Annotated in this window: 19 protein-coding genes; 10 read left to right on the top strand and 9 right to left on the bottom strand. The window is 35.3% G+C overall.

The features are described 5' to 3' along the window. Nucleotides 1-11: 11 nt before the first annotated feature. The 3 genes from NST14_RS15665 to ycaC form a co-directional block, all read right to left on the bottom strand. On the bottom strand, nucleotides 12-605 hold the full coding sequence (locus NST14_RS15665; RefSeq protein WP_048557733.1) for an antibiotic biosynthesis monooxygenase: 594 nt from the start codon (nucleotides 603-605) through the stop codon (nucleotides 12-14). Further along, nucleotides 602-1,246 carry a hydrolase gene (locus NST14_RS15660; protein WP_229142792.1) on the bottom strand — a complete coding sequence of 215 codons (645 nt, stop codon included), beginning with the start codon at nucleotides 1,244-1,246 and terminating at the stop codon, nucleotides 602-604. The genes NST14_RS15665 and NST14_RS15660 overlap by 4 nt, the downstream gene beginning before the upstream one ends. Before the next feature lie 182 nt (nucleotides 1,247-1,428). After that, nucleotides 1,429-2,073, bottom strand: a complete 645-nt coding sequence (gene ycaC, locus NST14_RS15655) for an isochorismate family cysteine hydrolase YcaC (protein ID WP_000131219.1) — start codon at nucleotides 2,071-2,073, stop codon at nucleotides 1,429-1,431. A gap of 492 nt (nucleotides 2,074-2,565) precedes the next feature. On the opposite strand from ycaC, the gene NST14_RS15650 reads away from it, so the two are divergent. The 5 genes from NST14_RS15650 to NST14_RS15625 all read left to right on the top strand — a co-directional run bounded on the left by NST14_RS15650 (nucleotide 2,566) and on the right by NST14_RS15625 (nucleotide 9,425). Continuing rightward, nucleotides 2,566-3,402, top strand: coding sequence for a bromoperoxidase (locus tag NST14_RS15650; RefSeq protein WP_048557734.1), 837 nt, complete (start codon nucleotides 2,566-2,568; stop codon nucleotides 3,400-3,402). Between the two features lie 113 nt (nucleotides 3,403-3,515). Further along, nucleotides 3,516-5,156, top strand: coding sequence for a catalase (locus tag NST14_RS15645; protein ID WP_048557735.1), 1,641 nt, complete (start codon nucleotides 3,516-3,518; stop codon nucleotides 5,154-5,156). Between the two features lie 547 nt (nucleotides 5,157-5,703). Beyond that, nucleotides 5,704-7,293, top strand: coding sequence for a bifunctional metallophosphatase/5'-nucleotidase (locus NST14_RS15640; RefSeq protein ID WP_061184489.1), 1,590 nt, complete (start codon nucleotides 5,704-5,706; stop codon nucleotides 7,291-7,293). A 528-nt stretch (nucleotides 7,294-7,821) separates the two neighbouring features. Further along, nucleotides 7,822-9,087 (top strand): Y-family DNA polymerase, encoded by a 1,266-nt coding sequence (locus NST14_RS15630; protein ID WP_000272631.1) that lies wholly within the window; start codon nucleotides 7,822-7,824, stop codon nucleotides 9,085-9,087. After that, nucleotides 9,084-9,425 carry a YolD-like family protein gene (locus NST14_RS15625; protein ID WP_001243172.1) on the top strand — a complete coding sequence of 114 codons (342 nt, stop codon included), beginning with the start codon at nucleotides 9,084-9,086 and terminating at the stop codon, nucleotides 9,423-9,425. The genes NST14_RS15630 and NST14_RS15625 overlap by 4 nt, the downstream gene beginning before the upstream one ends. 77 nt (nucleotides 9,426-9,502) lie before the next feature. Here NST14_RS15625 and NST14_RS15620 read toward each other — a convergent pair whose 3' ends face one another. Continuing rightward, a complete protein-coding gene (locus NST14_RS15620) occupies nucleotides 9,503-10,636 on the bottom strand; it encodes a zinc-dependent alcohol dehydrogenase (RefSeq protein WP_229142791.1) in 1,134 nt (377 codons plus the stop codon). 246 nt (nucleotides 10,637-10,882) lie between these two features. Between NST14_RS15620 and sasP the strand changes: the two genes are divergently transcribed. Further along, nucleotides 10,883-11,095, top strand: coding sequence for a small acid-soluble spore protein, SasP family (sasP, locus tag NST14_RS15615; protein WP_000002841.1), 213 nt, complete (start codon nucleotides 10,883-10,885; stop codon nucleotides 11,093-11,095). 293 nt (nucleotides 11,096-11,388) lie between these two features. Beyond that, on the top strand, nucleotides 11,389-11,904 hold the full coding sequence (locus NST14_RS15610; protein WP_000512141.1) for a DUF3231 family protein: 516 nt from the start codon (nucleotides 11,389-11,391) through the stop codon (nucleotides 11,902-11,904). Here NST14_RS15610 and NST14_RS15605 read toward each other — a convergent pair. From NST14_RS15605 to NST14_RS15595, 3 genes are all read right to left on the bottom strand, one after another. Then, a complete protein-coding gene (locus NST14_RS15605) occupies nucleotides 11,901-12,416 on the bottom strand; it encodes a YndM family protein (RefSeq protein WP_341118920.1) in 516 nt (171 codons plus the stop codon). The two genes, NST14_RS15610 and NST14_RS15605, sit on opposite strands and share 4 nt — an antisense overlap. 288 nt (nucleotides 12,417-12,704) lie before the next feature. After that, a complete protein-coding gene (locus NST14_RS15600; protein WP_000368272.1) occupies nucleotides 12,705-13,562 on the bottom strand; it encodes an MBL fold metallo-hydrolase in 858 nt (285 codons plus the stop codon). A gap of 193 nt (nucleotides 13,563-13,755) precedes the next feature. Continuing rightward, nucleotides 13,756-14,418 (bottom strand): DUF1796 family putative cysteine peptidase, encoded by a 663-nt coding sequence (locus NST14_RS15595; RefSeq protein WP_001997746.1) that lies wholly within the window; start codon nucleotides 14,416-14,418, stop codon nucleotides 13,756-13,758. A gap of 446 nt (nucleotides 14,419-14,864) precedes the next feature. Between NST14_RS15595 and ppsA the strand changes: the two genes are divergently transcribed. Further along, nucleotides 14,865-17,471, top strand: coding sequence for a phosphoenolpyruvate synthase (ppsA, locus tag NST14_RS15590; RefSeq protein WP_341118919.1), 2,607 nt, complete (start codon nucleotides 14,865-14,867; stop codon nucleotides 17,469-17,471). 56 nt (nucleotides 17,472-17,527) lie between these two features. On the opposite strand, the gene NST14_RS15585 is transcribed toward ppsA, so the two are convergent. Next, a complete protein-coding gene (locus NST14_RS15585) occupies nucleotides 17,528-18,145 on the bottom strand; it encodes a TetR/AcrR family transcriptional regulator (protein WP_001205689.1) in 618 nt (205 codons plus the stop codon). 171 nt (nucleotides 18,146-18,316) lie between these two features. Here NST14_RS15585 and NST14_RS15580 point away from each other — a divergent pair, with 171 nt between their 5' ends. Beyond that, a complete protein-coding gene (locus NST14_RS15580) occupies nucleotides 18,317-19,498 on the top strand; it encodes a YhgE/Pip domain-containing protein (protein WP_000475860.1) in 1,182 nt (393 codons plus the stop codon). 159 nt (nucleotides 19,499-19,657) lie between these two features. After that, on the top strand, nucleotides 19,658-20,155 hold the full coding sequence (locus tag NST14_RS15575; protein WP_000417624.1) for a GNAT family N-acetyltransferase: 498 nt from the start codon (nucleotides 19,658-19,660) through the stop codon (nucleotides 20,153-20,155). 44 nt (nucleotides 20,156-20,199) lie between these two features. On the opposite strand, the gene NST14_RS15570 is transcribed toward NST14_RS15575, so the two are convergent. Continuing rightward, the gene (locus NST14_RS15570; protein ID WP_002170213.1) at nucleotides 20,200-20,355 is read right to left on the bottom strand and encodes a hypothetical protein; all 156 of its coding nucleotides are present in this window, start codon (nucleotides 20,353-20,355) and stop codon (nucleotides 20,200-20,202) included. Nucleotides 20,356-20,492 lie beyond the last annotated feature (137 nt).

The raw sequence follows: 20,492 nt of genomic DNA, 5'->3' as shown, positions 1-20,492 counted from the left end.
TCACACCTCATCTACTTCCTATTATTTTGTAACCATGGATGAAATAATTTACCGAAAATCGGCATAACTACCCATGATAGCAAGGACACTATACATACAGAAACGAAAAAAGCGGACATAATAGGATTCATATGTTTTATAATAGGTCCTATCAATTTAGGAACTAACATGCTAAGAGGCCATACACCCAGAAGGGTAACGATAGACATTTTCCATTTTGGCGGTGGAACTGGCGTTTTCGGAGTAACAAACCAATAAGCCAAACTGCTTTCAGTTTTGTAAGTTGGATTAGTAACTTGAAATTGTTCTGCCGTTTTTAATAAATCTCGGCGAACATCTGATTCTTGCCAAGCACGTAGATGCTCATACGTATCAAAGCGAAAAATAACAGTATACTCTCTGGATTCGTTATTGGGGACTATTAGATTTACACCTAAATGCCCTGGGAATTTAGTAGCGGCAGCTTCGATTTCATGTCTCCATGTTTCAAACTGTTTTTCTTTCCCTTGTTGAATTTCCCATGTAACAATTGTTGTTACTGGATCAGTAGCATCCATTGTGCCCCCTGTATAAGTCTCTTCGACAGCTATTCCTTCTTGTTTCATATTTTCCTGCTTGGAAGCGCGCCATGCACCATAGTATATGCGTATTCTACACCTTGACCATACGCACCAGTGTGTTCCTTTACAATCTCCATTACAGCATCATAAGTGTCTCTGTGTGCCCAGTCACGTTGGTATTCAAGTAAAACTTGAATGGCTGTAACTGGAATTGCACCAGCTTGCTCTACACGACGCATAGCAGCGTTATGTGCTGTCAAACTAGTACCACCTGAAGCATCATCAACTGCATACACCTCATAGCCAGCTTTAATTGCTTCAAGCACAGGGAATGCAAGGCAAACTTCAGTCCAAAGTGCTGCAAATATTAATTTCTTTCTACCTGTTGCTTTAACTGCCTCAACAAATTTTGAATCTTCCCAAGAGTTCATTGAACTGCGTTCTATAATTTCATGGTTTGGGAATATGTCAAGAATTTGTGGCCAAAAATAACCAGAAAAGCTGCGTGTCTCAACTGTAGTAAGAATAGTAGGTACGTTAAAAGTTTTTGCTGATTTAGCAAGCAACATAACGTTATTAATCAATGTTTGTCTATCAATACTTGCAACTCCAAAAGTCATTTGAGGTTGAAAATCAATCAAAATTAAGGCACTGTTCTCCGGATTTAACAATTCTAAATTACTCATAATAAAACACTCCTTTTGTAATTGTTCAAAATATTTTTGAAAGTAATGTTTTTTCTGTTAATTAAAGTTGTAATCATAAAAATAAAAGCTCTGCTATACTTTTTAATTTAAAAATCTAGTGCTGATTAAATCAGCACTAGATTTATACTATCCACTTAAAGAAGGGATTTAAAGCGGTACATTTATACATTTTGTTTACTAAGATCTCGTTGAGCTCCTAAATAGCTTCCAATTATATTTTGATAGCCTGGAAGATTACTAGCAAGCAAATTGCCAAAACCTTCGACATCGTTGCGCCAATCGCGTTGTAATTCGCAAGCTACGCTAAACCAGTTCATAAGTTGCACGCCATTATGTGCCATACGCGTATTGGCAGCATCCGCAACTTGTTTGCTGAAAGTTCCTGAAGCATCCGTAACAGCAAATACTTCATATCCAGCTTTTATAGCAGAAAGTGCCGGGAAAGCAACACAAACGTCCGTAACTACGCCCGCGATGATAAGTTGTTTTTTTCCAGTTTCTTCGATTGCTTTTACAAAATCATCATTATCCCATGCGTTAATTTGTCCAGGTCGAGCTATTTTTTGTGCGTGAGGAAAGAGATCAACCAATTCTTGCATTAAAGGTCCATTAGGTCCGTTTTCAAAGCTTGTTGTTAAAATAACTGGTAAATCAAAAAACTTAGCAGTGTGAGCAAGAGCTAAAACATTGTTTTTGAATTCATCAACACCATAGTCACGTACTAGTCCGGACATAAGACCAGTTTGATGGTCTACTAAAAGCACGACAGCATCATCTTTGTTAATACGAGAATAGAGATCAGTCATTATGTATTCCTCCTAAAAATTAAGTGATCGAAGAAAGTTTAAATAGTCGAATACTATCATAAGTTTCTTCGTTTATAACTAAGCTGACCAATAATATTGGTTATAGCAGCATTCACAGAACATGAAGTGCTATACAAATTTATAGTATTTGAAAACTGATTCGTTAATCAATTCTAAATTATCTATAATTTACATAGGTCGTAACTATAGTTGTTTTCACTCTAAAATAGATTGATTTTACCTATACATTCTATAGATAGAACGATATTGATAGTCACCTATTTTTGTTATTAGAATTGAATAGAAGGAATGTTCAGCAAATACTTCATGATGAAAAAGGTAGGGGATGGGGAATTATCCATAAACAGAAAATGAATGCATCGAAACAGTAGAGTTTCATACATAGAGTTCACAATATAAATGGGCATAAATAGGTTATGAGATTTATCCGGATTATTGAAGAAAAGGATACATATTAAAGGAGGTAGGACAATGGCAAAAATTACTGTAGGAACCGAAAATCAAGCACCAATTGAGATATATTATGAGGATCATGGCACAGGAAAACCAGTTGTACTCATTCATGGTTGGCCGTTAAGTGGTCGATCTTGGGAATACCAAGTTCCCGCTCTTGTTGAGGCTGGATACAGAGTGATAACATATGATCGTCGAGGTTTTGGAAAATCATCTCAGCCGTGGGAAGGTTATGAATATGATACCTTTACTTCTGATTTACATCAACTATTAGAACAGTTAGAGCTTCAAAATGTCACACTTGTTGGTTTTTCTATGGGTGGAGGCGAGGTAGCTAGGTACATTAGTACGTATGGAACAGATCGTATTGAAAAGGCCGTTTTTGCTGGAGCAGTTCCTCCTTATTTATACAAATCAGAGGATCATCCTGAAGGGGCATTAGATGATGCAACAATTGAAACATTCAAAAGTGGTGTGATAAATGACCGCCTTGCATTTCTTGATGAATTTACTAAGGGATTTTTCGCGGCTGGTGATCGAACAGATTTAGTTAGTGAGCCATTCCGTTTATATAATTGGGATATTGCAGCCGGTGCATCACCTAAAGGAACGCTTGATTGTATTACTGCCTTTAGTAAGACAGATTTTAGAAAAGACTTGGAGAAGTTTAATATACCTACTCTTATTATTCACGGAGACTCTGATGCAACTGTACCATTTGAATATAGTGGGAAATTAACACATGAAGCAATTCCTAATTCTAAAGTATCGTTAATAAAGGGTGGTCCACATGGGCTAAATGCAACGCATGCTAAAGAATTTAATGAAGCACTTCTATCATTTTTAAAGGACTGATTATAACTATATAATTGTTAATTGATACATTATAAATAAGTTGCAATTCTATCATATTTTTTCTAATAAATGGAAATACCTAAAGATGAATAATTTTGAGGAGGTTTTCAATTATGGCAGAAAACCAGGACAAGAATTCTCTAGAGGAACAAGACGTGAAACGTGAGACATTGACAACGCGACAGGGGCACCCTGTGAAGGATAATCAAAATATCCGAACAATTGGGAATCGTGGTCCAGCAACACTTGAAAATTATCATTTCATCGAAAAAATTTCTCATTTTGATCGAGAAGAGGTTCCAGAACGTGTAGTACATGCGCGAGGAGCTGGAGCATTTGGGTATTTTGAAACGTATGGAAAAGTTGGAGATGAGCCGGTAGAAAAATATACTCGTGCGAAAGTGTTTTCGGGGGCTGGCAAAAAAACACCGTTAATGGTTCGTTTTTCTACAGTAGCTGGAGCTAAGGACTCACCAGAAACAGCAAGGGATCCACGAGGCTTTGCAGTGAAAATGTATACGGAAGATGGTAACTGGGATTTAGTAGGGAATAATTTGAAAATTTTCTTTATTCGTGATGCGATGAAGTTCCCAGATATGATTCATGCGTTTAAGGTTGATCCGGTTTCGAATGTGGCGAATCCTCAGAGAATGTTTGATTTTGTTTCTCGTACCCCGGAGGCAACGCATATGATTACATTTTTATTTTCTCCATGGGGTATTCCAGCAACATATCGCCATATGCAGGGATCTGGTGTAAACACTTATAAATGGGTAAATGAAAAAGGCGAAGCGGTATTGGTGAAATATCACTGGGAGCCGAAGCAGGGAATTCGAAATTTAACACAAGAAGATGCAAACAGTATTCAAGCAATGAATGTTAGTCATGCAACACAAGATTTATATGAAGCAATTGAGCGCAAAGATTATCCAGAGTGGGAGCTATTTGTACAAATTATGGAGGATGATTATCATCCAGAACTCGATTTTGATCCGCTTGATGATACGAAGCTTTGGCCAGAGGAGCAGTTCCCCTGGTTACCAGTAGGACGTATGGTTCTTGATCGTAATCCAGTTGATTACCATTCAGAGATTGAACAAGCTGCTTTTGGTACAGGAGTACTTGTTGATGGCATGGACTTCTCAGACGATAAAATGCTACAAGGTCGTACTTTCTCTTATTCAGATACGCAACGTTACCGCGTTGGTGCAAACTATCTACAATTACCTGTTAATGCACCTAAAGCACCTGTTCGTACAAATCAACATCGTGGTCAAATGGATATGCGTAATCCGAAAGAGTCTGGAGAAAATCCGCATATTAACTATGAGCCATCTATGCTGGGTGGTTATAAAGATGCAAAACAAGAAAAGCACCATCCACACCAACCAACTTACAATGCGGCTGCTATGAGTGCACCAATCGATCGTCCTAATAATTATGGTCAAGCAGGTCACACGTATCGTAGTTTTGAGGAGTGGGAACGAAATGAGTTGGTTAAAAATCTATCTGAAGCACTTGCAGTATGTGACAAAAGAATTCAGAATGCGATGATTGAACACTTCACACAAGCTGATGAAGATTATGGCCGTCGTGTTAAAGAAGGTATTGAAAAGAAAATGAAAGAAGCTAAAACGGAAAACAAACTTCCAGGCCGCGAAGTAAGTAAATCAAAATATGGCCAAGGTTCATTAGCTGCAAACGAAGCAACAAAAGATGCAGTAAAGAAAAGCCATGAATCAGATGCTTATTAATTGAAGTGAGCACAGTAGAATACCTAGAGATTCCGTGAAAATAGTTAGGTAGCCTTCCATATGATTGTTAAAATGTTTTTTTATATGAGAAGTACTAAATATCATAAGATAGTTCATAAACAAATAAAAAATAAAGTTTCAAAAAGATGCTCTTGGATAAATCCAGGAGCATCTTTTTGAATGCGGCGTAGTGCACCACTGTAACCAATTTAAAGAATCGAAATCTTCTATAACGAAATTTTTGCTCATTTTTAAATGTTGATATTGAAATGTTAGGTTGATAAATCTCTATTAGTTTCGAGTTGAATATTTTTCTTAACGGCTAAAATTTATGGATTAGAGTTTTTTTGTCTCTTAGGTGGATTGCTATATTACTATCAAGATAATATTTTGAATAATCCTCAAAATAAAGAAATGTTTTTGTCAGAAAACGATAAAATCTTATTAATTTTTATAATTAGTAGAATTTTTATAGAAATAATCCTCTTAATATATTAAAATAACATCGTGTTATGTAAGATTTTAATTATTAGGGGAGAGAAATTTTATGTTGAAAAAAATCATTCCAGTTGCTTTAGCATTAAGTACAGTTACTTTTACTAGTGTATTCGCTGTGCCTTCAGCCCAAGCAAGTACAGAACCAAACCGCTACATAGATGTGCAAATGCTCGGTATTAACGATTTTCATGGGCAACTAGACACAGTAAAAAAAATTAACAATAAAGATGCAGGGGGAATCGAGTACTTAGGGGCTTATTTACGCGATCGTGAAAAACAAAATCCGAATACATTAAAAGTACATGCTGGCGATGTTGTTGGAGCAAGTACTCCTGTTTCAGCATTATTACAAGACGAACCTACCATTGAATTTCTAAATGATTTAAAATTCGATGTTGGAACAATAGGAAATCATGAATTTGATGAAGGTGTTGAAGAAATGAACCGCCTTATTTATGGTGGATACCATGAGAAAACAGGGAAATTTAAAGGAGCAAAATTCCCATATGTTGCCGCAAATTTCTATAATAAATCCACCGGTCGTTTATTTTTACCACCATTCACTATAAAAAAGGTACAAGGAGTTCCTGTTGGATTTATCGGAGTCGTAACAACGGATGTGCCTAATCTTGTTATGCCTACTATGCTAAAAAATGTAGAAATTACAGATGAAGTTGAAGCTATTAACAAATCCGTAAAGCAATTAAAAAAACTAGGTGTTAAATCTATCGTTGTTCTTGCACATAACGGGGGGACAACAGATGGGAACGGCGTAACAAATGGTGATATCGTCCGATTAGCAAATGAGACTGATCCAGAAGTCGATGTTATTTTTGGTGGGCATAGCCACACTTATGTAAATGGAACTGTTAATAATAAACTTGTCGTACAAGCAAATTCTTACGGTATGGCTTTTGCTGATGTTGATGTAAAGATTGATCGTAAAACACAAGATATTGTTGAGAAAAAAGCAGAAATTGTTACAACTTACCATGAAGGCATGGAGCCTGATAAAAAAATAAAGAAGAAGATGGAGAAATATCAAGCAAAAATCGCACCTCTTGTTAATGAAGTTGTAGGTAAGTCTATTGCTCCACTAGATCGCAAACTAAATACAGCTGGTGAGTCTACTCTTGGAAATTTAGTTGCTGATGCCCAGCGTGCAACAATGCAATCTCAAATTGCACTTATGAATCCTGGTGGTATTCGTAATGACTTAGATGCTGGTGATATTACATGGGGAGAGATATATGGTATTCAACCATTCGGAAATCAATTAATAAAAGTAAATTTAACGGGTCAAGATATTCGTGATATTTTAAATCAACAATGGCAAAAAGATATAACAAGAATGCTTCAAATTTCAGGGATCCAATACACTTGGGATGCAAACAAACCTAATGGAGAAAAAGTAACAAATATGCGCCTAACTAATGGAGAAGAAATTATTTCTTCTAAAACTTACAGCGTCGTTGCAAACGCATTTCTAGCTTCAGGTGGAGATGGATTTGTATCCTTTAAAAACGGTAAAGATGCTGAAACAGGACCAACTGATTTTGAAGCATTAGTAGATTACATAAAAAAATCAAAAGAACCAATTCAGTCTATTATTGATGGAAGAATTCAAAAAATAAATTAGGTTTTTATTAATCACAAAAACGAATAGATTACCTGTACTTTTTAGTGTACAGGTAATCTATTTTTTGTGGGTTTGAAATAACGTCTTACTGTGACCAATTAATAGTGACGGTAAATTTGGCCCCTATGGAACATTAAAATCAGATGATCCAAACAGTTAAAACTACATCTTTGTCCAAGATAAAAAAGGTCAATTTATCCCGCTTTAACGGGCAGTAAGACCCCCACCTCAAAATTCAGTGGAAGCAAAGAAGTTAGGTGGGGGATGAACAAAACCCCCACTGATTAAAGTTTCACTTTATATAAATTATGTTTTGACAATAAGGGGTTAATTGGTTTGTTTTAGTAGTTATATACTTATGAGTTATTTGAAATTCTAGCGGTTTTGTATACATAGTTTATCCTGCCTTAATTGATAGTGAATAGATATGACGGATATTTTAACCAAAATTTTCATGAAAATACCTTTAAAAAGAACGTTAGTTCGTATATAATAAGAACAAACGTTCTTTTGTTAGGGGTGATAACCTTGTATGATTATTCTCTTTTACCGAATCGTATTATTTTATGTGTAGATCTTCGTAGCTTTTATGCAAGCGTATCATGTATTAAAAAAGGACTTGATCCACGATATACAAAATTGGCCGTCGTAGGAGATGTAAACCGGAGTGGATCAATCGTATTAGCAGCAACCCCGCCATTAAAAGCGTTAGGAATTAAGAAGATGGCACGGTTGTACGAAATACCGAAGCGGTCAGATATTATTATTGTGAATCCAATTATGCATACGTATATGAAATGTTCAACTTACATAACAGGATTAGCTTTAAAGTATGTTGCGCCGGAAGATTTTCATCAATATAGTATCGATGAGTTTTTCATGGATATGACTGCAAGTATTCATTTGTTTGCGAGTAATCCGCGCGAGTTTGCATTAAAGTTTAAGAGAGAAATATATGAACGTACGCGAATTGAAAGTACGATTGGTATTGGTCCGAATTTATTATTGAGTAAAGTAGCGATGGATGTGGAAGCGAAAAAGAATAAGGATGGAATAGCGCATTGGACATATGACGATATACCCGAGAAGTTATGGCGTATTAGACCGCTCAGTAAATTTTGGGGTATATCGTATAAAACGGAAATAAAATTAAATCGAAAAGGTATACATACGATTGGGGATTTAGCACAGTACCCATTGAAGTATTTAAAGCAATCCTTTGGTGTAATAGGAGAAGAATTACATTTACATAGTAATGGGATTGATTTTAGCAGAATAGCAGAGAAATATGTTCCAGCGACAACATCTATAGCAAAAAGCCAAATATTATTTCGTGATTATTCCATAGAAGAATTCATCGTTATTTTATTAGAGCATGTAGAAGAAGTTTGTTATAGGTTGAGACGAGAAAAGAAATACGCGCAAACGATTCATTTTTCAGTCGGATATAGTAAGGAATACGGAGGAGGAATAAAAAAAGCACATACGTTAAACAGAGCAACAAATTTAACGATGGATATTTATAATGTTTGTACTTATTTTTTATACGAGAGACATGCAGGAGAACCGATTCGATCAATAAGTGTTTCGCTAACTAATTTAATACATGAAGGAGAAGAACAAATTTCACTTTTTGATAACATTATACAAAGGGAAAAAGAAATGCGATTAACGAAGGTTATGGACGAAATTCGAACACGATTTGGTAAGAACAGTATTTTACGTGGGATTTCCTACACGAGCGTCGCAACAGCAAGATATAGAAATACATTATTAGGAGGACACAAATCGTGAGGAATGCGAATATACCAAAAGGAAGAGGGATGGTAAAGTGGCAACCGTTTGCCAGTATGCCAGAGCAGTTCACCTGTATTAAAGAAATGATACAGGAGCAAACAACAGTTCCGCGTCCAATCTTAACGCAAGATGAAAAAGAAAGGATTGAAAATAAGCTGTTAATTTCATATTTAGGTGAGGAAGAAGTTTTACTTACATATTATAAAAATGGCTACCTATATAAAAATTACATAACAGTAGCTGAAATAAATCCATTAAATAAGACGATTATTTGTACCGACGCTTTTCATAATCAAAGAATGTTTAAGTTTGGTGATGTAATGGAAGTGAATTAGAGTATCTTTCTATGCAGTAGGGTATTTTTAGCAGTCTACTGCATAGAAAAATCAAAGATCCAGCCACATATCAATTTTCAAGGTTTTAAAATGACTTTTATACAATCATCTTCACGATTATTGAAAATTTGATAACCGTAGCTCGCTTCTTCAAGGGGGATTTTGTGCGTAATAATCTCTTTTGGATCAAATTCTTTATTTGTTATTTTTTCAAATAGTTCCGGCATAAAATGAATGACAGGTGCTTGTCCCATTTTAAGGTTAATATTTCTAACCCAAAATGCCCCGAGTGGAAAGGCATTATAATTACCGCCATAAACACCAGTCATTTGAACTGTTCCATATTTTCTTACAGCTTTCGTAGCGATTTGAATAGGACCGAGGGTACCGCCTTGTAATTTTAATTTTTGTTCCAGAAATTCTAGGGGAGATTTTTTCCCATCCATGCCTACGCAATCAATAACTACATCCGCACCGCCATGCGTAATTTCCTTTAAATGTTCTCCCATATCAGGAAATTTTGTAAACTCAAATACCTCAACATTGTTAATCTTTTTTGCATAATGTATTCGATAATCTAAATAATCCACTGCAATTACACGTTTAGCACCTTGCATCCAAGCGAATTTTTGTGTCATTAATCCAACAGGGCCACAACCAAGTACGATAACAGTATCGCCTCGCTTAACACCTGCATTTTTTACACTCCAATAGGCTGTTGGCAAAACATCAGATAAAAAGAGTAGGGATTCATCTTCCAGTTCGCATGATTCTGGTATAACAAATGGAGTGAAATTTCCAAAAGGAACTTTTAAATATTCAGCTTGTCCGCCTGGATGGTTACCAAATTTCTCTGTGTAACCAAAGTATCCACCAGAATCATAATGAGGATTGGAGTTATCACATTGACTTTCCATTTCATGTTGGCAATAGAAACAATGTCCACAAGCAACGTTAAAGGGGATCACAACACGGTCTCCTTTTTTTACTTTCGTAACATCTGGACCAACTTCTTCAACAATTCCCATTGGTTCATGACCAATAATGTACCCTGGAGGTAAAGGCATGTTGCCTTGATATAAATGTAAATCAGAACCGCAAATAGCGGTTGAAGTAATTTTTACAATAATATCATCTTTTTTTTCTAACTTTGCATCATCCACTTGTTTAACTTGTACTTTGTTTGGCCCTTGATAGGTTACGGCTTTCATCTCATATCTCCTTAGGAATCATTTTTTATAATTTATATGTATCTCTTGGCAAAACAGAAATCTTTAGTAAAGAGGAATCAATACATAGTGTTGTTATGACAGTATGTTATAGCAACTCTTCTTTCTTATGTCTTCTGCCCTATTTTAAGAAGAAACTCAATATTTATACATGATCTAATTCCCATAAAAAGGATAACTATTTTTTCATAATCCGTAGCATATTAAAAACATCGGAGGTGAAACGATATGGCAAACAATAATAGTGGAAGTCGTAATGAATTATTAGTTCGAGGCGCTGAACAAGCTCTTGATCAAATGAAATATGAAATTGCACAAGAGTTTGGTGTGCAACTTGGTGCAGATACAACAGCTCGTTCAAACGGATCTGTTGGTGGTGAAATTACAAAACGTTTAGTAGCAATGGCTGAACAACAACTTGGTGGTAGAGCTAACCGCTAAGGAAATTCGTATAAAATATAGCGAATATGTAAATCAATTTCTTTTGTATATGTATAAAAAACAAACCCTTATAGTAAATGAATTCTCACTCAAAGATTATTGATAATCTTCTTTCATAATCTTTGGGTATTTTATTTGTAAACTACTTTCCTAAACAATAAACACGCAGTGTTGGAAAGGTGTTTTCCATGCATAGTAGAAAAGCTTTTGCAGGAAAAAGCATACTTAAAAATTTGATTTCAATATTGAAATCAATATTTATTATGATATTTTCGAAAGGGAGGAATTTAAAAATGGGTATATTAAGTGGAAATCCTCAAAATGAGCCGTTACATTACGGAGAAGTATTCGACATTTGGAGTTATCTTCTTGCTGTACAAGGTGCAATCGCAAGTCATCAAGTATTTATGAATCATACAGGTGATGAAGATTTGAAGAAGTTTTTAGAAGGCTTAATTGAAAATGATATGAATTCGGAAATAGAAGAGTTAAAAACTCTTTTAAAGGTTAATGGTGTAGCTTTACCGCCTGCTCCGCCAGAACGACCAGTCGCATCTATCGAAGACATTCCTCCAGGAGCGCGTATTAATGATGCAGAAATTGCAGCAGCTGTTTCTACAGGATTAGCAGCTGGACTTGTCACATGTAGCCAAGTGATGGGAAAATGCCTTCGAGAAGATGTAGGCATGTTATTTGGACAATTTCATATGAAAAAAGCGCAGGCAGGTGTAACGTTGCTACGTTTAAGTAAGAAAAAAGGGTGGGTAGTTCCACCTCCGTTACATGTAAGAAATTCAGATCAAGCTTAATAAACAAAAATAAAAAAGTGGCGTTGGCCACTTTTATATTTTTTAGATGTATCCTCAAGCTTGGATTTATTTATTGTGGAAGAATCTATATATTCATCTGACATTTCCATAGCATATTTATCATGATGAATATGATTGTGATTTCTTAATTCATTGTCGTTACGCAATACTAGCCTCTTCATATAAATGTGGAAGAAAATTTCTGTTCCACCAATAATTAAAGCTGCTATAAATGAAGAAAGTCCAATATTACGAGTAGCATCTAAATCAGTAAATAAGGATGTTAGTAACCAAATGCCAAAGAAGCTTAAGCCTAAATCTGCTATTGTAGCAATCATATTTCCGTACTTAGGTAAAATGAAGAGATCTCCGATTAAATAGGCAGCTCCTGTAAGGAAAAGAGAAATTAGTAATACTCTAGGAATTGAAATGCCTGTAAAGATACTAAGTATGATTAGTAATACTGCAGTTATCGCTGTATATTTAATTAATAAAGCAACAATATGTTTCATCATTTTCCTCCATTGTTTAAACGTATATGGAATAAAATATTTCATTAAAAATGGGTTATGCTTTTATATAGCGTAACCCGTTTTAATCATCCTTAAATGGTAAGAAGTACAAGCCGGGTAAGAAGCAGGCTTATACTATGGATAGTATTTGCGGAATATCGAGCTTTATTCACAAAGGGGCGTTCCACTCTTATAATCGAGATGTTGCCTAAGTACAGTATTTTTTTACTAAACTTAATAATTTTTGCCGTTTTAATTCTTTAATATAAAAGCCAAAGTTTCTTGTGCTTAATGTATCTTTTTATCTACATATTTTCCGTAATCAGGTACAGCAATTTTATCAAATTCCTTAACGAGTGTGTTGAGGCTTGTTGATAGCAATTCACCTGACATAGGTATCCCATGTCCAGTAACAGTGACTAGAGGCTTTAATTTTTCTAATTTAATAACGGATTCTTTAGCAGCGTTCCAGTCTGTTGTTAAATAACGAGGCGGACCGCTGATTTCCTGTTCCTGAGTAATTACCTTATATAGATATTCTTGCTTCACTGTAATAAAAGCGTCCCCAGCAATTAAAGTTCGGTCTTTTTCTCGGAATAATGAAATATGACCTGGAGTGTGTCCTGGTGTATGCACCCATCTAAACTCTGGCATATGAGGAACAGTTCCATCTGCAGGTAGTACTTTTACGCTATTTCCTAAATCAATCGGTTCATTAGGGAACAGAGGCGACATTTTCGCTACCATACCACCTTCAACTGTTGGATCTGGTTCAGGATAGCCTTGTAGTCCAGTCAGGAACGGTATCTCCATTTGATGGGCATAGACTGGAATATCCCAATACTTAATGAGTTCAATTATTCCACCAACATGATCAAAATGCCCGTGAGTTAAAATAATTGCTTTTGGGCGACTATTTGTACCAAATCGCGTCTCAGTGACAGAGATAATTTCATTTGCACATTTAGGCATTCCAGCATCAACTAAAACAAAATCATTGCTCTTGGGATGTCCAACAAAACAGATGTTGACGATTTGAATCGTGTAACAAAATAAATCAGGCAATACTTCAATGCCATGACCACTTTCAATTGAAGTTGCCGGAATAAACTTGTAATCACTTCCATAATTCATTTCATTGTCCAATTTTTCTCCCCCTTAACTTATTCCAATATGACATTATAGTTCCCTAATTTTGAAAATCCATTTTGGAGCATTTGAGAAAAGAATGAGTGGGGGATTACAAAAAACAATAACTTAGTCTTAGAATTAAGGGAGAGATATGTCAATTTATATAAAATGTAAACAAAGAATATTGATTTTAAAGTCGTAGTTTATATTATTTTTTTGAGTTTAAGTGTATATCTTTTAAGAGGACATACCAAGTTCTTTTATTTTGATAATTACTTGAAACTTGAACGGGAAAAACATGATCAAGCGCCCATTCTAATTTGTTTATTTCATTTTCAAGTCCTGTTGGATAGAGTAAAAGGATCTTAAAATTATTTTTAACAATATTTGATAAAACGGTTTGTAATTCAAGCGCTTCAGTCAAGCTTCCGCCCCATCTAACAAATAAAATGGATTGTGAATTATGCATTCTTTCGTAAAGGTTATCAATTCTTTGATCTAATTTTTGTTTAAAATCATGGTATGTGATGAACCAATCTTCATTCGGAATAACAGGGAAATCATGATAAGATGTTACGTTATATTTTGTATCTTTTATAATATGAGAAAAAACAGGTTGTATCACGCCATCATTAAACACAATATTTTGCTCCGGCATTGATTGCATGTTTTTTAAATCCATAAAGTCTACGAAATTATTTTTCAATAATGTGTTGATAGAAGAAAGATTCGGTGATACAAACCAATCTAGAGGACCTGAATATTTCCGCAGCTTATATTTTTTTAGATGAATAGCAGTATAACAATTTTCCCCTAAACTAATAACATCATCATACATTCCTTGAAGCTTTTTCATTTCCAATACAATCATCCTTTTTTAGAAAAATTAGAAGGTATATATAAATTCTAAAAAGCGTTATTATGACACAAAATATGCTTTTGAAAAATAGGAGAACGAGTTAATTATAAATAATATATGTATGTATAAAACCTCCTGTGAAAAGGCTCACAGGAGGTTAAACTAAGGCGTATTTCAAGTTATGTACCATTTGTTGAGGTAAGAATTGTGAGTGATAATTCATGGCGTTCCTATAATAAAAGGGGAAAACAGAAATACATTGAAGTTAGTTGTGAACAAATTGTAATTTAAAATTGAGAGGAAATAAGAAGCCCTAGTTGCTTCATTATGCAACTAGGGCATTATTTAATCTCTTCCTAACTTAATTATATCATGTAAATCAAATTCGAAATAGACTGTTTCTTCTCCTTTACTCCTGCTACAATCAAGAACACATGCATAGTAAGGAGAGATGTTATATGAGTTCTTTCGTTCTCGATTTTCAGGAAATAGAAAAGGGGCAGCTTTCACTCGTCGGCGGAAAAGGGTTGAATTTAGGGGAGTTATCTAACATTCAAGGTATACAGGTGCCAGAAGGATTTTGTGTGACAACGGTAGGATATGAAAAGGCCATCGAGCAAAATGAAGAGCTTCAAACTTTGTTGCAGCAGCTGACCAAGTTGAAACTTGAAGACCGAGCTCAAATTGGTGAAATGAGTAAGGAAATTAGAGAAGTCATTATGGCAGTACAAATCCCTACTGATGTAGTGGAAGCAGTAACTCAGTATCTCTCACGTTTTGGAAATGAACACGCGTATGCCGTGCGTTCTAGTGCTACGGCTGAAGATTTACCGTATGCCTCGTTTGCAGGTCAACAAGATACGTATTTAAATATTATCGGAAAAGAAGCGATTTTACAGCATGTAAGAAAGTGCTGGGCTTCTTTATTTACAGAGCGAGCAGTCATGTACCGTATGCAAAATGGTTTTGAACATAATCAAGTTTCTATATGTGTTGTCGTTCAAAAAATGGTTTTCCCTGAGGCTTCGGGCATTCTATTTACTGCTGATCCGATTACATCTAGCCGAAAGATATTATCAATTGATGCCAGTTTTGGACTTGGTGAGGCGTTAGTATCAGGACTCGTCTCTGCTGATAATTATAAAGTAAAAGAGGGGGAAATCGTCGATAAGGTGATTTCAACTAAAAAAGTAGCTATCTATGCCTTAAAAGAGGGCGGAACAGAGACGAAACAGATTAATTCGGCTCAGCAAAAGATTCAAACATTGTCTGAACAACAAATATTACAACTAGAACAGATCGGAAGACAGATAGAAGCTTATTTTGGCTGTCCGCAAGATATTGAATGGTGTTTAGCCCGTAATACATTTTATATTGTTCAAAGCAGGCCGATAACGACTTTATATCCAATTCCGGAAGAAAATGATGGGGGAAATCATGTATATATATCAGTTGGTCACCAACAAATGATGACCGATGCGATGAAACCATTAGGGTTATCTTTTTTTCTGTTAACGACAAGTGCCCCAATGCGCAAAGCGGGCGGAAGGCTGTTTGTTGATGCTACGCAACAATTAGCTTCACCTGCTAGCAGAGATTACTTAATAAATACGTTAGGAAAATCAGATCCGCTCATAAGAGATGCATTAACGACTGTAGTCGAGCGAGATAATTTTATTACATTGTTACCGGATGAAGAAACGGAAAAGAGTGCTAGTAAAAGTAAGCCACCAGTAAGTTCGCGACCAGAAATCGAAAATGATCCAGCAATCGTTACGGAATTAATAAAGAATAGTGAAGTATCACTTGAAGAGTTAAAAGAAACTATGCAACTGAAATCAGGAGTGGACGTACTTGATTTTATTTTGGAAGATATTCAGCAATTAAAGAAAGTATTGTTTAATCCGCAAAGTATAGCAGTTATTATGGCAGGTATGAATGCTTCAACATGGATCAATGAAAAAATGGAGCAATGGCTGGGCGAAAAGAATGCAGCGGACACCCTTTCTCAATCGGTGCAAAATAATATTACGTCGGAAATGGGTTTAGCATTAATGGAAGTTGCTGATGTGATTCGGCCGTACGAAGAAGTTATTGCGTATTTACAACATGTAGAAAATGATAGCTTTTTAGATGAACTCGTTCAGTTTAAAGACGAGGAAAAAGCTCGAGAGGCAATAGATGCTTTTCTAAATAAATACGGAATGAGATGTAGCGGAGAAATCGACATTACGAAAACGCGCTGGAGTGAGAAGCCAACAACCATTATCCCGATGATTTTAAATAATATAAGAGATTTTGAATATGGTGCAAGTAAACGGAATTTTGAAGAAGGACTGCAAGAAGCTTTGAAAAAAGAAGAAGAGTTAGTAGATCGATTGCAGCAATTGCCGGATGGAAAACAAAAAGTAGAAGAAACGAAGCGAATGATTCGCAATATCCGTAATTTTATCGGCTATCGTGAATATCCGAAATACGGTATGATTAATCGTTATTTCATATATAAGCAGGCGTTACTAAAAGAAGCTGAGCAACTTGTGCAGAGCGGTGTCATTCATGAAGTTGATGATATATACTATTTAACTTTTGAAGAGCTTCACGAAGTTGTTCGCACGAAGAAACTAAATTATGAGCTTATTCATAAACAAAAAAATGATTATAAATTATATGAAAAACTAACGCCTCCTCGTATAATGACGTCTGATGGAGAAATCATTACAGGTAAATATAAACGAGAAAACCTCCCAGCTGACGCGATTGCAGGTCTGCCTGTTTCTTCTGGAGTAGTTGAGGGGAGAGCTCGCGTTATTTTAAACATGGAAGAAGCGAATTTAGAAGAGGGAGATATATTAGTTACAGCTTTTACTGACCCTGGCTGGACGCCATTATTTGTATCTATAAAAGGACTAGTCACTGAAGTCGGCGGACTTATGACTCACGGGGCGGTTATTGCACGGGAATATGGATTACCGGCAGTCGTTGGAGTAGAGAACGCTACGAAATTAATAAAAGATGGGCAACGAATACGAGTACATGGAACAGAAGGGTATATTGAAGTGTTGTAATGAAGTAAAAGATCATCCGCTATAAATAGTGGATGATCTTTTTATTTTGCAATAACTCACTTCTTTAAGCCAGCTGCATAAAAAGGTCCATGAACTGCGATTGTTGATAAAATACGAGCAATTTCCTCTGGTGTTTCTTTTTGGCCACTATTTAACCATTGCTGAATGACACCAATATGAGCAGATGCCATATAAGAAGCTAAATATTGGCTTGGAACAAGTAAATTTTCCTTATTAATGAGAGCACCATTCGTATCTTCAAATAATGTTTTCCACATAAAGTCTTTCAACTTTGTTTGAAAAGATAAATCTCCTTTTGGGCTTAATACAGCTTTCATAAAATCACTATTTTCATTTAGAAATTCAAGAATAGAAGTGATAAGTAGAAACGGCATTGTTGGAGAAGGATTCGATCCGAGATCCGCAATCACTTCTGGGAATCTCTTTTTTGCAATGCTAGAAAACTCATACATAATGTCTTCTTGGCATTTTGTCATTAAATCAAATTTATCTTGATAGTGCGTATAGAAAGTACCGCGATTAATGTTTGCTTTCGTTGTAATATCTTTCACTGTAATGGCGTCAAAACCTTTGTCCTCAATTAATTCCACCAATGCATTTCGTATGGCAGTTTTCGTACGAACAACACGTAAATCTAAATTACTATCGCGCAAAGCATGTCCCTCCTTAATTTTACTGAACACATTTAGAAAATGTGTCTTATAACCGACACATTCACGATTTTTGATTATTGTATAAGGTTCAACTCGAACATATAATTCAAAATATAAATAAACAACACGTTGTTGGTTATTATAAATCAAATGTAAGGAGGAGAAAAGAAAATGTTTAAAAATAAACTTTTATTATTATCACCAGTTATTGCCCTACTTGTTGTTTTTATTTTTTCATTAACGTTATTTCCAACCGTTCAACCTCAGCCGAAAAACTTGCCAATCGCAATTGTAAATGAGGATCAAGGAGTAGAAATTCCGGATCAACCGAAGATGAATATGGGGCAAACAATTGTTGATAATATGAAAAAGACATCAAAATCAGAAGAAGAACCTGCGGTGAAGTGGATAGAAGTGAACAATAAAGAAGCAGTTCAAAAAGGCTTAAATAATCAAGAGTATTACGCAGCATTAGTCATTCCGAAAGACTTTAGCGCAAAACAATCATCATTACGAACAACACAGCCATCTTCGCCAGAGGTAGAAATATTTATAAATCAAGGAATGAATACAGCAGCATCAACTATGGCAGGGCAAATGCTAAATGGTGTAGTTGATAATATGAACAATACTGTTCGCGCGCAACTATTAGAAGGATATAAAGAAAAAGGAGTTACGTTAACAGCAGATCAAGTTTCAAATGTAGTCACACCGATTGCAAAGAAAGTAACGAATGTAAATGAAATTGGCAAAAACAGTGCGAACGGTAACTCGCCAATTTCTTTATTCCAACCGTTATGGATTGCAAGTTTAGCGAGCGCAGCAATTATCTTTATTGCGATAAGTAAAATGCCAGTAGGTACAAGAAAAGAAAACTTCATATTAAAACTAAAACAAATCATAACAGGGGCTGTCGCAGCATTTGTCATTGGGTTCGGTATTACATGGATTGCGGATGGAATGGTAGGACTAAATATTTCAAATTTCACTGATACGGCACTGTTTTTAACTATTACGTCCTTTAGTTTCTTCTTAATGATATCGGCGGTACTTTCAATAGTCGGACTAAAGGGAATCAGTATATTTGCTCTCTTACTATTCTTTGGTGCACCGTTATTATCATTAGCGCCTGAAATGTTGTCTCCATTTTACCAAGACTGGGTGTATACATGGTTGCCGATGCGATTTATGATTGAAGGACTTAGAGAAATATTCTTCTTCGGAAAAGGGTTAAGCTGGAGTACACCTGTTATTGTGCTTATTTGGATTGGTGCGGTAAGTATCGTTATTATTTTAGCGACTGCTTTAAAACGTAGTGTAGTAAGGGGACATAAAACGGAATTACAGGCATAAAAGATAAAAACGTTTCACTATGAGTGAAGCGTTTTTTTTGTGATGGATACAAGTTATCAAATAGATAAATTTAAAAGTGCAGTAATTAATTTTGGTATATAATGTATAAAATGAAAATTAATAAAGAGCGAAGTAAGCATAGGAAAGGGGAACGGAAATATGGAGAAATATACAATTCGAACCGCTACTGAAGAGGAAAGCGATAACATTATTACTCTATTAAAAGAAGTAGCACAATGGCTACAACATAAAGAAGTGGACCAGTGGCAGTACCTTTTAGGAGGAGAAGCTACGGCTGAAATATTAGAAGGTATAAGAGAGAAATATACATATGTGGTTACGAAAGAAGATGAAATTATCGGTACAGTTACAGTATCTCCTAAACAAAATGAATGGGATGAATATATTTTTGGTAAAGAGGAAGTTTCTAATTCATTATATATTCATAGATTTGCGGTGAATCGGAAGTATAAGGGGAACGGAATCGGAGAATGGATGTTACGGTGGATAGAAGAGAATGTACAACATGACAAAGAGTTGTTAAAACTAGATTGTGTAGGGCATAATGTTACGTTGAATGATTTCTATAAGCGATGTGGTTTTGAATATGTCGGTAGTACGGATGGACATAGTATGTTTCAGAAGAGCATAATATAGTTGAAAAGAAATAAGAAAAAGCGTAGGAATTTCTACGCTTTTTCTTATTTCTTCTCACTGTCTTTTAAAACTTGATTTATTTTTAAGTTAACTACTTGGGCAGCTAGATATCCAAGACCTCTAGCAGCTTGCAGTTGAGTTTTTTTTACAATTTTCTTTTTGAGCAATGTTTTTTCATGATTAATATTTATTTTTTTCATAGTTTATATGCCCCTTTGAAATATCCTTATTATGGTTATTTTAATTTATTTATTCAGATAAAACAATCGATGTCTAAAATCTGTTTACATATTTGAATATGAAAGAAGGAATTCAATATAATTATACAGAATATTTA

This window comes from Bacillus sp. FSL W8-0519 (assembly GCF_038005585.1).
GTDB classification, from domain to species: Bacteria; Bacillota; Bacilli; order Bacillales; family Bacillaceae_G; genus Bacillus_A; species Bacillus_A paranthracis.
The sequence above is the reverse complement of the archived record's forward strand: the minus strand, read 5'-3'. Positions and strand labels throughout refer to the sequence as shown.